The organism is Chryseobacterium sp. AC417 (assembly GCF_979258215.1).
In genome coordinates, this window is the sequence record NZ_OZ409845.1 from 918,379 (window position 1) to 933,433 (window position 15,055).

Here is a 15,055-nt window from a genome sequence, read left to right on the forward strand (position 1 = left end):
TACCTATTTATTATTTAAACTTTAATTTTCTGCTCTGTTTCTTACTTTAGTGTGATAGAACACGTTTGGTTTTGTTCCGATCTCTTCAAGTAAATAGTATCTTCTGTTGCTAGAATATAATTCTCTCACTTCAGATTCTTTGTCATTCATGTCTCCGAAAGTCAGTGATCCTGTAGGACAAGCTGCGGCACAAGCAACGGAACCCTTAAATTCATTATCTGTTACTTTTCTGTTTTCTTTCTTAGCCTCTAAGATCGTAGCTTGAGTCTTTTGGATACATAATGAACATTTCTCCATAACCCCTCTTGTTCTTACAACAACATCCGGGTTAAGTACCATTCTTCCTAAATCGTTATTTTGATTGAAATCAAATTTATCATTCAGGTTATAAGTAAACCAGTTGAAACGTCTCACTTTGTACGGACAGTTGTTTGCACAATATCTGGTTCCGATACATCTGTTGTAAGCCATATGGTTTTGACCCTGCTTACCGTGTGAAGTAGCCGCTACCGGGCATACAGTTTCACAAGGAGCGTGGTTACAATGCTGACACATTACCGGCTGGAAAATTACATCAGGACTTTCGTTTGGTTCAATCAAGATGTCATAAAGCTGAGGAACATTCAATCCTCTTTCTACACCTTCTTTAGTCTCAATTTTTTCTTTAGCAGAATAGTAACGGTCGATTCTCAACCAATACATATCTCTGGACATTCTGATCTCTTCTTTACCAACAACAGGAACGTTGTTTTCTGCCTGACATGCAATAATACATGCTCCACAACCAGTACAAGAGTTCAAGTCAACCGATAAGTTAAAGTGAGGACCGTCTGTATCATCGAATGCATCCCAAAGGTCAATTTTACCTGCTGGTAACGCACCGCTGATGGTGTGATATTCCAATGGCTTATTCCATCCGTGGTGTTCGTCATCAAATGCTACATTTAAGTATTCCTTTAAAGGAACTTCTTTAGCAATGTCATAACGACCCATCAGTGTATTTTGAAGCTGAATACCTGCAAATTCGTGGTTTTCTCCTGTTTTTTCTATCTTAATATTAGAAATGGCAAGGTTTGAACCATCAAATAAAGGATAAGCATTTACCCCTGTATCTGCAGTTGCTCCTGAATCTTTTTTACCATAACCAAGCGCAAGACCTACTGATCCGTCTGCCTGACCTGGCTGAATAAATACAGGAACATCTTTTATTGTTACTCCGTTTACTGTAAGATTTACTAGAGAACCGTCTAACTGCATTCTTGCATTCAGGTCATTTTCTATTTCTAATCTTTGAGCATCTTTCGGAGAAATTGTCAAATAATTATCCCAAGACATTCTTGTCAACGGATCCGGTAATTCCTGCAACCAAGGGTTGTTTGCCTGAGTTCCGTCTCCAATAGAAGTCTTTGTATATAAAACTAATTCTAAATCTGAAGCTTTAAAGTTTCCTAATTCAGCAACAGCCTGTGCAGCGTTTCCGCCAGCGTAAGATAAAGTAGTTGCATTGTTAGAAGCTATAATACCATTATACAAAGCTTTGTTGAAAGAAGTTGCTCCTAATACAGAAGCTGAACTCGCTTTTAAATAATCGTAATAGTTGTTTGCTGCATTGTTCTTTCCATTTTTCCAAACCAATAGAGATTCTTCGATCTGTCTTGATTTGTAGATTTTCTGGATCGTAGGCTGCATTAATGAATAAACGCCTGACTGAGGTTCCATATCACCCCAAGATTCTAGCCAGTTGGCTACAGGAATTACAGCTTTCGCTGCTTTATACATTTCGTTTTTCTTGTCTGCTACAGCAATTACATAAGGAACTTTAGCTAAAGATTTTTTGAAATCCTGACCTTTATGGTGAGAATAAATAGGGTCTACGTTGTTGGTAATTAATACACCAACCTGTCCGCCATTTACCCAACCTAAAAATTCTTCAAATCTTGCTTTGTCAAATTCTTTAAGGAAGTTTGCTTTACCAGTGAAAGCTACTGAACCTAATTTTTGGTTGATTAAGTGAGCTAAAACCTGAGCACCTTTTGAACCATCTGCGAAAACAACAGCTTTGCTGCCTTTTGCAGTTACTTCTTTAGAAATTTCGTTTGCTAATTTATCTGAAGAGCCACCTCCAACAATTGCGTTGTAAACTTCAACTAAAGTTTTGTTTACAGCACTTGGCTTTAATCTATATCTTGAATCTGCATTAGCACCCGTTAACGACATGTTTGATTCCACCTGAATGTGTCTCAACATGCTTGCTCCAGGCTTTCTTGCAGCGGCGTAAGAAGATTCTAAACTTGCAGCATTGTATTCTCCTAAGAAATCTGCCTGAAAAGAAACTACCAACTCAGAACCTTTAAGGTCATAAACAGGCAAAGCTCTCTGTCCGAATACTTCCTGTGAAGCATCCAAAGAAGCAGCGTAAGGAATTGCATCGTAAGTTACCAGTTCAGCGGTAGGATATTTAGCTTTAAATTCAGCAAATAATTTTTTGAATGTAGGCGAAGCAAAAGAGTGAGATAATAAAACAATTCTTTTACCTGAAGCTGCTGCTTCATTTAATCCTTTGATTACAAAATCATCTACTTTATCGAAAGTTTCGTCTTTACCTTCAAGTTTTGGTTGCTTTACTTTATCGTTATCGTAAAGAGAAAGTACACTTGCCTGAGCTCTTGCATTGGTTTTACCTAAGTCACCAGCTGCAGGGTTCGGCTCAATTTTGATTGGTCTTCCTTCTCTGGTTTTTACTAAAACACTTGCAAAGTCGAAACCGTCAAAATATGTTGAAGCGTAATAGTTAGGAACTCCCGGAATAATATCATGCGGCTTTACCACATAAGGAATTGTTTTGATTACCGGAGCCTCACAAGCTGCTAAAGTAACTGCTGCGGTTGAGAAACCTAATAGCTTCAAGAAATCTCTTCTTGTTGTACTAGCATCACTTTTCTCAGCATCTCCTAAGAAATCTTCTACCGGAATTTCTTCTTGGAACTCTTTAAGAGCCAGCTTACCGTTTAGGGCAGGGTCTTTAAGTTCGTGAATACTTCTAAATTGTATTTTGTTTGAAGCCATTTATACTTCTGATTTTTTAGTTATTAATAATGACATTTACCACACTCAAGACCTCCAATCGCATCTACAGTAATTTTACCGCCATCTTGAGGGTATTGCTTTTTAAGCTTTTCGTGTAGATTTTTGAAGTATTCTTTATTATAACCGTTGTTCATATCAACTTCAGTAGTTCTGTGACATTCGATACACCATCCCATAGTGAAGTCGTTTGCCATTTGTACCACATTCATTGTGTCAATTTTTCCGTGACATGCTTTACATACAACATCAATCTTATTATCAGGATTTTTCTTGTTGAATGAATTGATAATCGCTTGTTCACCTGCTACTACGTGTTGTGAGTGGTTGAAGTAAACAAAATCCGGCATATTGTGAATTCTTGTCCATTCTACAGGAGTTGTCTTACCTGTGTATTGCTGTTTTGCAGGATCCCATCCCGTTGCAGCATAAATCTTCTGGATTTCTCCGTCATAGAATGCTTTGTCTTTTCCTGGTTCAAGGTATTTACCATTGTACTCAGAAATTGTTCTGTGACAGTTCATACAAACGTTCATAGAAGGGATTTCAGAAACCTTACCGTATTTTGCACTTGAGTGACATAACTGACAGTCGATTTTATTTTCTCCAGCGTGAATTTTGTGAGAGAAGTAGATAGGTTGTTCAGGCTTATACCCTTTATAAACACCGATCCACATGATCCAGTTCCATACACCGTAAGTTGCTAAAAGGGCTAAAACAGCCAAAAGACCTTTGCCGATGTAGTGGTATTTTTCATAGATTTCACTGAAAGATTTTACTCTTGTTTCATTAAGCCCGGCCAAATCATCAGACTGACCTAATTTTACCAATTGTCTTAGTTTGACTAAGATCCAAACCAGTAAACCGGCAATTGCCAGAAGTGAAATAATTACAATGCTTGAAGTCGTATTATTTGTAGATGCGGAGTTTGCTGTTCCAGCAGCAGGTGCTGCTGCATCTACTTTAGGCTCTTCAGCAGGAGGATTAGTTGTATAAGCTAAGATGTCATCAATATCCTTATCTGCAAGATTAGGAAACGCCAACATTTCAGTTTTATTAAATTTTTCAAAGACCTCATTTGCATACTTGTCGCCAGAAGCTCTAAGTGCCTTGTTATCTTTAATCCACTTATGAAGCCAATCTGTATCAAGTCCTTGTTCGGTTTTAAGTCTATCTACTACACCTTTCAGTGCAGGACCGATAACTTGTTTATCCAACGCGTGACATGCTGTACAGTTTGCCTTAAAAAGTTTTTCACCATTTTTAGGATCGCCGTCTTGCCCGTAAATTGAAGCACTTGTTGATAGCAATAAACCTATCGCAATCAGCCCTTTTTTATAATGCTTTCTCCAACTAATCATTTAAATTATCTTATGTTAGTAAATATTGAATTAGTAATCAATTCCGCAAAAATAATATTTTTAACAGGAATTTAACGGTATAAGCAGAGGGGAAAATGTCATCAACGTATAATTTGTAACTATTCTAAATAACTATGGTTGCTGTATTTTTAAATTATTCTAAATTTGCAGAAATAAGTTTAAATGAGAAATTTCATCAAAATATTTTCAATGCTTTCTTTCTTCGGTTTTTATAGCGTTGATGCCCAACAGGTTGTAAAGAGAGATACATTGTCTGGAACTGAGCTGGTAATGACTATGGATTCACGTGTTAATGACGTGATGAGCGGTCTTGGAAGAAAAATGCGCAAGAGTTGCTGTGAATAATTCTACCACAGATTATGAAACCCCAACAAGACCTGCGAAGATTTTTGTTCCCAACAGAGAGCTTACCAATGCTGAAGTTTGCAGAAAAAATCCGAGAATCTTAGGATTTAAAATTCAGATAACAACAGTAAAGAGCAATGAAGAGGCGAATGAAGTGAAAGCATACTTCAGAAAAAGATTTCCCAATCTGAAAGTAGAAACGGATGCTTCTCTAAGACCCAACTACAAGATTTTGGCAGGAAGCTATTTTACCAAACAGAGCGCCGCTGCAGATCTTTCAAGAGTAAAAGAATATTTCAAATCTGCTATGGCAGTGCAATACAGAATTTTCTGTGCTGAAGCAAAATAAAGATTAGAAAATATAAATAATAGCGTAGGGAAGATGTCTTCTCTGCGCTTTTTTATTGATAATATGTGTTTAGAAAATCAAAAAAATCAATCATTCTGTGGTAATTGTTTAGCAATAGATAAAAGGTAAAAATACTTGTAGCTGTCGTAAGAAAAGAAAGTATTTTTGGTGAATTTTTATATGCAAAAAACAGCCATCCAAACAATACAGGATAAACAAAAACAAAGTGTCCGCCGTAGATGTATGAAGTATGAAGTCCAAATCTGAAGATACAGTGAATGACAATATCTACTAAAAACGAAAGCATGAGAATCTGCACCAATTTATTCCTGAAATTCTTAAAATAACTCCACAATAAAAACCCCAATATCAGACCGATAAATAGGTATGCAAAAGCAGTAGAGTACACCTCCATGAAAATAGCTTTGAAATAAAAACCTTTCATATTATGCTTTTCACGGATAAAAAAGCTTGGAAAAAGGATATTTCCTCCGAAAAAATAGGAATAAATCATATCCCAAATCGGTGTTGACTTCACATTGGAGAATTTCTCATATTGCTCACCAGATTTTGCAAGAATATTTTGATATTTAAAATCGATCCGATTCAGGTATAAAAGTATAAATACAAGGCAAGAAAGGAGTACTCTGAATGAGGCATTCCCAAATTTTTTCCAGCTTTTGAATAAACCTTTTTCGAAAATAACAGGGATGAAGATTTTTACAATATTTGTCACAGTCAATCCACCGATTGTTACTCCCGCAAGAATGAGTGCTGAGCCTGCAATTTTCCCATCTTTTTTAAATTTAATGGCAGTGTAATAATTGTATAAAACCAGTAGAAATAGAGTGTATGTGTATGTTTCCGGTGTGAATGAAAGGAGAATGTTTGTTGAAAATAAACTGAAAAAGAAGACAATCAGTAAACTTAAAAACAAAGGGAGTCTGATGATATTGTTTAAATACTTGTAGACCTGAACTAAGCTTAAACTTATAACAAAATTGCTTAGCCATGCTAAAATCAGTCTGAAATTCACATCCATTTTTCCATTGGTGAAAAACAAGACGGAATCTCGCATCCAGTTGAAAAAGTAATAAGACAAAGGATGTCTTTCAAAACTTCCGCCAGTCATAATAATAGCTTTATTGTCAAAACTAAAATAAGCATCCCAAGGAATTCTGCTGTCAAAAATTATTCTGTAATTGACTGCAATATATGATCCCAAAACTCCGTACGCTAATAAAAAGAAAACGAAAAGACCCAACTCAATAAAGGTTGATGGAAAAACAATTTTAAGGAAGTTTATAAATTTTGATTGTACAGACACAAGATTAATTTTGTGCAAAAATAAAATAAAAAAACTCACCGATTAGGGTGAGTTATACTTTATATCTGAGAATAAATTAGTCTTTCATAATTTTTTCAGTTTTTGTGCTTCCATCAGCGAACTCAACTTTTAATAAGTAGGTTCCTTTTGTGAAAGAACTAATATTAACTTTTTCTGAAGTTGTTTGCAATAATACTTTACCTGAAAGGTCAAATACTGTTGAAGACTTGATCTTTTTGTCAGTTTTGATGTTGATTTCTCCTTTTGTTGGGTTAGGGTATACGTTGATGGAAGTAGTTTTTACATTTGCAATATCGTTAACTGCTAATATTGCAGATAATTTAAACATTCCCCCTACTGTAGAACTCGTGTTAAAACTTCCCCCAAAAACTGTAGATGTATTCAAAGCAGCTACACTGACCAAATCGTTTGAGCTTTCAATGGTTGTCCAACTAGTACCACCATTCGAGCTTATACTAGATCCTGCCGCATTACCTACTGCTATTAAAGTTGAAGTAGTCCCAGGAACATAAGTGATATCTGATGCTTGTGTTAGAATTATAGGTAATGTAGTCCAAGTTGTTCCTCCATTTGTAGTAGAATAAACTGCTCCATCGTTACCCAAAATCCAAGCATTATTTGCGTCTTTTAAAGCTATTTTTCCACTTGATGTTGTACCGCCAAAATCTGAAATTGGTGTTGAAACAACAGTCCATGTGGCACCTTTATTAGCGGATTTAAAAATTCTTCCAGCCGAAGTACCAAACCAAATATTGTCTCCTGCAACTTCTTTAAGATGAACATAGCCAAATTCTCCTGAAGTTGCTGCTGCAACAGACGCAGCTGTCAATTTAGTCCAGTTTGTGCCACCATTTGCAGTTGTATAGATCTCGAATAAAGTTCCGGTCGGATCTCCCATAGCAACACCATTGTTTTCATCCCAAAAATAAATCGTATTTGCAAAAGATGCAGATAAATTAAATAAAGCTGATGTTTGCTTTGTCCACGTTGTTCCACCATTAGTCGTTTTCCATACTCCACCACCGTTTCCTCCTAAGGTAGGAGTTGCTGTTGCCCAAGCTGTAGTTCCAGAAACTGCAGTCAAGTCAGAAATTAGGTAAGCTGCATTACCTACACTAATAGTTCCTGAAGACCAGGTTGTACCTCCATTGGTTGTTTTGGTAAATGTCTGATAGTTGGCAGGCAAAGCACTTCCATCATATCCTAATGCCCATGATGTATTGTTATCCACAATAGAAATAGTACTTATTCCTGTGCTTGCATTAGCAAAAGCCGAATTTTGTGGAGTCCAGGTTAATTGTGAATATGCATTTGCACATATTGTTAACGCAAATGCAGAAAGTAGTAATTTGTTCATAATTTTTTTTACAAACTTAATAAAAAAAACCTAAATAGTTGGTAATTAAAAAATTCTGTAATTAATTGCTAAGTTTAGTCAAGGATTAGTTGTTTGAAATATGATTATAAGTTCATAAGAGTAGAAGAAGAATAATCTTGAATATTGACTTTGAAATTAATATAGATAGACGGCTTATATTACTGCAAATCAAATAAAAAAACCCACCAGTTATGGTGAGTTTTAATGTATTGGTAAAATAATTAAATAATTAATCTTTAATTATTTTTTCGGTTTTTATGCTTCCGTCAGCAAATTCAACTTTTAATAAATAAGTTCCTTTTGTGAAAGAACCGATATTTACTTTTTGTGAATCCGTTCGGAGTAACACTTTACCAGACAGGTCAAATACTGTAGAAGATTTTATTTTATTATCAGTTTTGATGTTAACTTCTCCTTTTGTAGGGTTTGGGTAAATGCTTGTTTTCGATCTTGAAACTTCATCTGTTGATAAAACTCCTGTTGTAATCTTAACATCATCAACTAATAACATGTATTTATCTGCAGCCATGTATTGTATACCTATTCTTATACTCTGTCCAGAATATGCATTTAAGCTAGTAGTAACTTGTTGCCAAGTTGAAGGAGCTATAGATCCACCCGTACTTCCCGCAATAATCGTAAAGTTTGAAACCGATGTTGGTGTACCACTACCAACATATACTCCAATTTTATATCTCTCAACAAATGCTGGTGATAATGCTTTAACCCATAGAGTTAATATATTATTGCTAGCTCCAAGTGTAACGACTGGTGAAATCAGCCAGTCATTGTTGGCTGTTACAGATGTGGTAGGCACTCCAGCCCACGATACGGCTGCTTTTTGTCCAGAGTGTGGCGAAAAATCTCTTACTTCTTCATCGGTAGCTGTAGATGTAGCATTATTAGTTGCATTACTAGCCGAAAGATTGAAAATCTGAAAAGCCATTGGATCGCCTGCGTTTAGCCAATCTGGAGCCCATGTTGTAGTTCCACCAACAACAGGTCCACCTCCAGTGTATGTATTCAGGCCATCAAGATCCAACGTTTGCCATCCACCAAATCCTGTGATTGCAAAATTTGTATAAGATTCAAAACTTTCATCTAATAAAGTTTGAGAATATGCAGATACACTTATTGTTAGTGCAAGTGCAGATAGTAGAAGTTTTTTCATAAAAAAATTTTTTATAAAATTAGTAATAAAATAGTATCTGGAATAAATTATTATGTTAAATTTTAATTTTGTTACAATATTTATACTCATGAGCTACAAGAAAGCATTGAACACCCACTAATATCATCATAATTTGAAGGTCTCTTTACCGAAAATTCCGGAAAAATTTCTTCATAAGGATTTTCTAAAGCTTTAGTCAATTTATTAAGCATTTCAATTTTTCCTTCGTTGATTTCATCGATGCACTCGAATAAAAGATAGTTTCTCAAAAGAAACTTCGGGTTGGTTCTTTTCATTAAATCTAAAGATTCCGTTTTTGAAATGGTGTTGTTATCCAATCGCTCTTTATATAATTGGATAAAATTCTCCAGTTTTTTTACTTTAAACTCATCTAAAATAATGTAAGATATTTTTTGAATATCAGCTTTTAAATCTGAAACCTCATCTAATCTTTCCAGTACATTAAAAAATAAAGTATAATCTAACTGAAGTTCCTGCATCAAACCCTGCCAATTACTGAAAAATTCTTCATCAGATTCCAAGAGCTGATCAAACCCAAATTTTTTACAAAGCATTTGATCATGCGTTTCCCAAAAATAAGTTCCGTAAGAATTTAAGGTTTCTTCAAGAAATTTTTCATCTTTTATTAATGGAAAAAGAGAATTGGCAAGTTGCCAAAGATTCCATTGGGAGATCTGACCTTGCTTACCGAATGCATATCTTCTACCAGGAAGATCTGTAGTATTTGGAGTAAAATTCAGATCATATTCATCCATCATAGAAAAAGGACCGTAATCGATTGTTAATCCAAGAATTGACATATTATCCGTATTCATCACTCCATGTACAAAACCTACTCTGAACCATTCAACCATCAAATCTGCCGTTTTTGTGCAAACCGACTGGAAAAAATCCTTATATTTTTGTTCACCTTCAGAAGTGATTTCCGGGAAATAATTTTTAATCGTAAAATCAGTGAGTTTCTGTAACGTATCAATTTCCTTTTGAGCAGACATCAGTTCAAAATGTCCGAAACGTAAAAAACTTGCAGCCGTTCTTACGACAACCGCGCCTTTCTCTTCCTGCGGATTTCCACTGTACATCATATCTCTAACTACGTTTTCTCCGGTGAAGCAAAGACTTAATGCCCGAGTTGTAGGTATTCCCAAATGATACATCGCTTCACTCATCAGGTACTCTCTCACAGATGATCTTAAGACTGCTCTTCCATCTGCGTGTCTTGAATAAGGAGTCGCTCCCGCACCTTTCCATTGAATTTCGGTTTTTTCTCCTGCTTCATTTTCGATTTCTCCTGCAAGGATGGCCCTTCCGTCGCCGAGTTGTCCGGCCCAGTTTCCAAACTGATGACCTGCATAGGCTGTTGAATAAGTTTTTATGTTTTCAGGTAAGTTGTTCCCCACAAGAAAGTCAACATTATGATCTTCAAATTTTCCTAAACCGATCTCTTCAGAAAGTTTTTCATTAAAAGCAATTAATTTCGGCTCAGCAAATCCTACCGGATCAATGATTGAGAATAATACTTTTGGTGTATTTCTCTGAATGGGATTTTTAGAAAAATCTCCTGGAAAATTTTCGATGAACGGTTGTTTGATGTTTTGAAGATTCATAATTCAAATTTATGAAAATGAGTTCAAAAAAAAGACCCTTCAGTGATTGAAAGGTCTTATGATTGTTATAAGATTTTTATTTATTAAAATCTATTTCTTCTCCTGTATTCAGATTTTCGTTGACATTGTCTTCTTTTTTACCTGAATTATTTTTTGGTGTAGGGTCTGCAGGTTTAGGATTTTTGATTTGATCGATGGTTTGTAATCCGCCGTCATCACCATACCCACCGCTTAGTCCTTGAAGATTGGAGCATCCGTCTTTCCAGTCGCCCGGTTTCACAAATTTATCATCAGGAGAAATCTTAAGCGTTTTATCTGCCCAGACTTTTTCATGTAAATCGCCCAGATTGGTAATGCCATTTTCGCTCCTTGTCCTTCACCGGTTCCCCAAAAGTGAGTAGCTCTGTCTTCCCAGCCAACCCAAGCTCCGGTTGCAAGTTTTGGAGTAATCCCCATAAACCAACCGTCTGAGTTGTTCTGTGTAGTACCAGTTTTACCTGCTATTTCTACATCTTTTGATATTCCTTTTCTTCCTAATTCTCCGGAAGCAGTACCAAATTGTGCTACCCCTTTCATCAGCTCAATCATGGTGTAAGCGTAGTTAGGATTCATTACTTCTTTCGGTTCTCCGTTTACTTCTTTGATCACTCTTCCGTTGGCATCTTCAATTCTCCAGATCATCTCAGGTTTATTATAGTTACCATAATTAGCAAAAGTACTGTAAGCACCCACCATTTCATAAATGGTAATATCAGAAGCACCTAATGCCATCGGCAAGCTGGTAGATATTTCTTCTGTTACACCCAGATCTCTTGCAGTTTGTATGACACTCTGGGTTCCAGACATTTCAGCAAGTCTTAATGCTACAGGGTTTTGAGAATGAGCTAAAGCATCTTTCAGCGTAAGCATTCCTCCTCTCCCAGGAACATGATAACTTCCTTTATTAAAACTTGCATTTGAGATGGTAGAGCAAGGTGTTAAACCTAATTTCATAATAGCCGTAGCATAAACAAAAGGTTTAAATGTAGATCCTACTTGTCTTTTCCCCTGTTTAATGTGATCGTACTGGAAATGTTGCCAATCAATTCCTCCAACCCAGGCTTTAATTTCACCGGTTCCTGGAACTATTGACATCAACCCTGCCTGTGCGATTTGTTTGTGATATCTGATAGAATCCCAAGGCGACATTTCAACTTCTTCTTCGCCTGCCCAAGTAAAACGAGAAGTTTTTATAGGTTTATGGAATTCCATCAGGATAGAATCTTCAGGAACACCAGCTCTTTCAAGTTGTTTGTAACGTCCGGTTCTTTTTACCGCCTGCATCATGATACCATTTGCCTGCTTGTCGGAAATCAGGTAGAAAGGTCTGTTTTTTCTTCCTCTTTGTTCTGCATCAAATCTTTTCTGAAGATCTGTTAAGTGTTCTTTGATGGATTCTTCAGCATACTGCTGCATTTTGGAATCAAGAGTCACATAAATCTTTAAACCGTCTTTATAAAGATTTAATTGCTTGCCTGTTTCTTTTTCATAGTCACCTAAATATTTGTCGATTTCTTTTTTCAGATAAAATTTATAATAAGCAGAGTGATTGTCATTTATATTCTTGATGGGAGTATATTCCGTAGTTATTGGAGTGGCAATCGCTTTATCATAAGTTGTCTGATCTACATAACCTGTACCAAGCATTTGCTCAAGAACAACATCTCTTCTTCTCTTTGCTCTTTCAGGATTTCTCAAAGGATTATTGGCAATGGGAGCTTCTAACATCGATACGAAAACAGCAGCCTCAGGTAAAGTAAGCTGTTTTGCGGATTTATTAAAATAGATTTTTGAAGCCATCTCAATACCATTGGCATTGTAAGTGAAATCAAACTTATTGAAATACAAAGTGATGATTTCTTCTTTAGTATATCTTTTTTCAAGACTTACTGCTACTACCCACTCTTTAAGTTTCTGAATCGCTCTTTTTACAGGATTTCGAGACGGTTCTTTGGTAAACAATAGCTTTGCAAGCTGTTGTGTAATTGTTGAACCTCCACCTCTGTCACCTCTGTATCTTACAGCTCTAAGAATTGATTTCAGATCAATACCGGAATGTTCTTTAAATCGCTCATCTTCTTTAGCCTGAAGTGCATAAATAAGATGAGGAGGAAGCTCCTGATAGGTTACTGGCTGTGTTTTTTCTTTTTCGAATTTGCCTAAAACAACTCCGTCTGAAGAAATAATCTGCGATGCCACATAAATATCGGGGTTTTCAAGTTCTTTTACATCCGGCATTTCACCAAGAAACCCTTGGGAAACCGCAAAGAAAAGTCCTGAAATCCCTAAAACTACTGCAATAAAGCCAACCCAAATGAATTTGACCCACTTCTTCCACGCAGTATTTTTACCGTTTTTTTTAGGAGGAAGCGGGAACGTTTTTCCCTTGTTTCCTATATTTTGTCTGTTGTCTTCCATGTATAATTACGGTTTAGCCGTTTCTACTTTTATACCTAAGTCTTCAATTCCCGGAAGATTGTCGTTTCGCATGGCCTGCAATACTCCAATTTCATAAGTTCCTTTAGCCGGGAATTTATAATTTGTTTTATATTGAAATAATGTTTCTTTCGTTTCTCCAAATCCTGTACCCAGCCATTCGCCATTTGGTTTTGCCAAAATGTAATTCAAGGTATCAACCTGAGCAATCTTGCTTTTTTGGTTTTTAAAATTAACAATAAATCTGATATTGCTGTAAGGATATTCATTATTATTCCTTACCACAAATATAATATTTTTAGGATTTTGAGGATCTGTGATTTCGAGTTTAAATTTTTGTTCGGCTTTCTTACTCCATTTATTATCAACAGAGTTCATGATAACATCTTCACCGGAAGTGCTGCATCCGATTAAAAAAGAAAGCATTATTATCCCTAAAATTCTATGCATTGTTATCTTTTTTGGGAGGAAATTTCTTTTTAAACTTCTTTTTTGCCGGTTGCGCTTTCTGTTCAGGATTTACATTAGCCTCTGCGTTTTCTAACTGAACCTTTGGTTGCTGCGGCCTTGGCTGTCTTTGGTTTTGGTTAGGATTAGGTTTTGCATTGGGATTTGTATTTCTCGGTCTTTCAGAGTTTGCTGGTTTATCAGTTGCAGGTCGCTCTGCTTTTTGAGGTCTGTCATTTCTGTCAGTCCTTTCCGGGCGATCTTTTCTTGGTCCCTGATTGTTATTCGGTCTGGGTTGATGTGGGTTTTGATTCTGATTAGGATTTCTGCTTTTATTAAAACCTCCTCTGTTTTTCTTCTCAAATCTGTCTACACTGTTCTCCTGAATAAGATCTACGCTTGGTAAAGCAATATCCGGTACTTTCAGCTCTTCAAGCGGAAGTATTTTTTCACCTTTCTTATTTTGTGCAATCAGTTTTTTAACTAAATCGATATCGAAATCGTACCAAGCCATTGAACTGTCAACGTAAGCAAACCACATTTTCTTTTTGAAAACGTCAATTTTAATACAAAAAGCTCTTCCTTTTTCAGTGTCAAGCATTGTTGAAGAAGACGGGAAATGACTTAATGCATCCAGGTAACTGTCTAATTCATAGTTCAGACAACATTTCAGCTTTCCGCATTGTCCAGCTAATTTTTGAGGATTGATGCTTAATTGCTGATATCTTGCAACGTTGGTGTTCACAGATCTGAAATCTGTTAACCAGGTTGAACAGCACAGTTCTCTTCCACATGAGCCAATTCCTCCGATTTTTGCGGCCTCCTGTCTGAAACCGATCTGCTTCATATCGATTTTAGTTCTGAACGTTCCGGCAAATTCTTTAATCAACATTCTGAAATCTACACGACTGTCTGCTGTGTAGTAAAATGTTACTTTTGATCCGTCGCCTTGATATTCCACATCCGTGATCTTCATTTCAAGACCTAATCTGTGAGATATTTTTCTGGCGTCAACTTTTACTATTTCTTCCTTTTTTCTTGCTTCCTGCCAGATTTCAATATCTTTCTGGTTAGCTAATCTGTATATTTTAAGGGGGTCTTCAGTTGAAAATCTTTTCTTTTTCATCTGAATTTTTACCAATTCTCCTGAGAGACTTACCACACCTACATCATGTCCGGGGCTAGATTCTACTGTTACTACGCTACCTATATGTAAAGGGATATTGTTTACATTTTTATAAAATGATTTTCTGTCATTTTTAAATCTAACTTCCACAAAATCACATCTGTTAGATGCGGGGTTTTGTACGTTAGATAACCAATCGAAAACACTTAATTTATAACTATTACCACAGGTATTTACACTTTCACAGCCATTCGCGGATTTCGTTCCGCAAGAATGTGCAGAATCGCCGGATGTTTTGCATCCACAACTCATATATTATAAT

The 15,055-nt window shown here is 36.1% G+C and carries 9 protein-coding genes and 1 pseudogene; 1 reads left to right on the plus strand and 9 read right to left on the minus strand.

Annotation, left to right across the window (positions count from 1 at the left end):
- Window positions 1–21 precede the first annotated feature (21 nt).
- Window positions 22–3,066, minus strand: a complete 3,045-nt coding sequence (locus tag ACZZ9T_RS04495) for a TAT-variant-translocated molybdopterin oxidoreductase (protein ID WP_463441094.1) — start codon at window positions 3,064–3,066, stop codon at window positions 22–24.
- Between the two features lie 23 nt (window positions 3,067–3,089).
- A complete protein-coding gene (locus ACZZ9T_RS04500) occupies window positions 3,090–4,445 on the minus strand; it encodes a c-type cytochrome (protein ID WP_463441095.1) in 1,356 nt (451 codons plus the stop codon).
- Window positions 4,446–4,776: 331 nt separating this feature from the next.
- Here ACZZ9T_RS04500 and ACZZ9T_RS04505 point away from each other — a divergent pair, with 331 nt between their 5' ends.
- Entirely contained in the window at window positions 4,777–5,160 is a 384-nt protein-coding gene (locus ACZZ9T_RS04505; RefSeq protein WP_463441096.1) for an SPOR domain-containing protein, read from the plus strand.
- A 52-nt stretch (window positions 5,161–5,212) separates the two neighbouring features.
- Here ACZZ9T_RS04505 and ACZZ9T_RS04510 read toward each other — a convergent pair whose 3' ends face one another.
- From ACZZ9T_RS04510 to ACZZ9T_RS04540, 7 genes and pseudogenes are all read right to left on the minus strand, one after another.
- Complete coding sequence (locus tag ACZZ9T_RS04510) at window positions 5,213–6,487, minus strand: DUF6080 domain-containing protein (RefSeq protein WP_463441097.1); 1,275 nt, start codon at window positions 6,485–6,487, stop codon at window positions 5,213–5,215.
- Window positions 6,488–6,563: 76 nt separating this feature from the next.
- Window positions 6,564–7,865, minus strand: a complete 1,302-nt coding sequence (locus ACZZ9T_RS04515; protein ID WP_463441098.1) for a WD40/YVTN/BNR-like repeat-containing protein — start codon at window positions 7,863–7,865, stop codon at window positions 6,564–6,566.
- 250 nt (window positions 7,866–8,115) lie between these two features.
- Window positions 8,116–9,057 (minus strand): choice-of-anchor J domain-containing protein, encoded by a 942-nt coding sequence (locus tag ACZZ9T_RS04520; RefSeq protein ID WP_463441099.1) that lies wholly within the window; start codon window positions 9,055–9,057, stop codon window positions 8,116–8,118.
- Window positions 9,058–9,143: 86 nt separating this feature from the next.
- Entirely contained in the window at window positions 9,144–10,685 is a 1,542-nt protein-coding gene (locus ACZZ9T_RS04525; protein WP_463441100.1) for a protein adenylyltransferase SelO, read from the minus strand.
- 76 nt (window positions 10,686–10,761) lie between these two features.
- Window positions 10,762–13,142, minus strand: a pseudogene (locus tag ACZZ9T_RS04530) (penicillin-binding protein 1A).
- Window positions 13,143–13,148: 6 nt separating this feature from the next.
- Window positions 13,149–13,610, minus strand: a complete 462-nt coding sequence (locus ACZZ9T_RS04535; RefSeq protein ID WP_463430195.1) for a gliding motility lipoprotein GldH — start codon at window positions 13,608–13,610, stop codon at window positions 13,149–13,151.
- Window positions 13,603–15,045: a PSP1 domain-containing protein gene (locus ACZZ9T_RS04540; RefSeq protein ID WP_463441101.1), complete on the minus strand. Its 1,443-nt coding sequence runs from the start codon at window positions 15,043–15,045 to the stop codon at window positions 13,603–13,605. Before ACZZ9T_RS04540 ends, ACZZ9T_RS04535 begins: the two co-directional genes overlap by 8 nt.
- Between the last annotated feature and the right edge of the window lie 10 nt (window positions 15,046–15,055).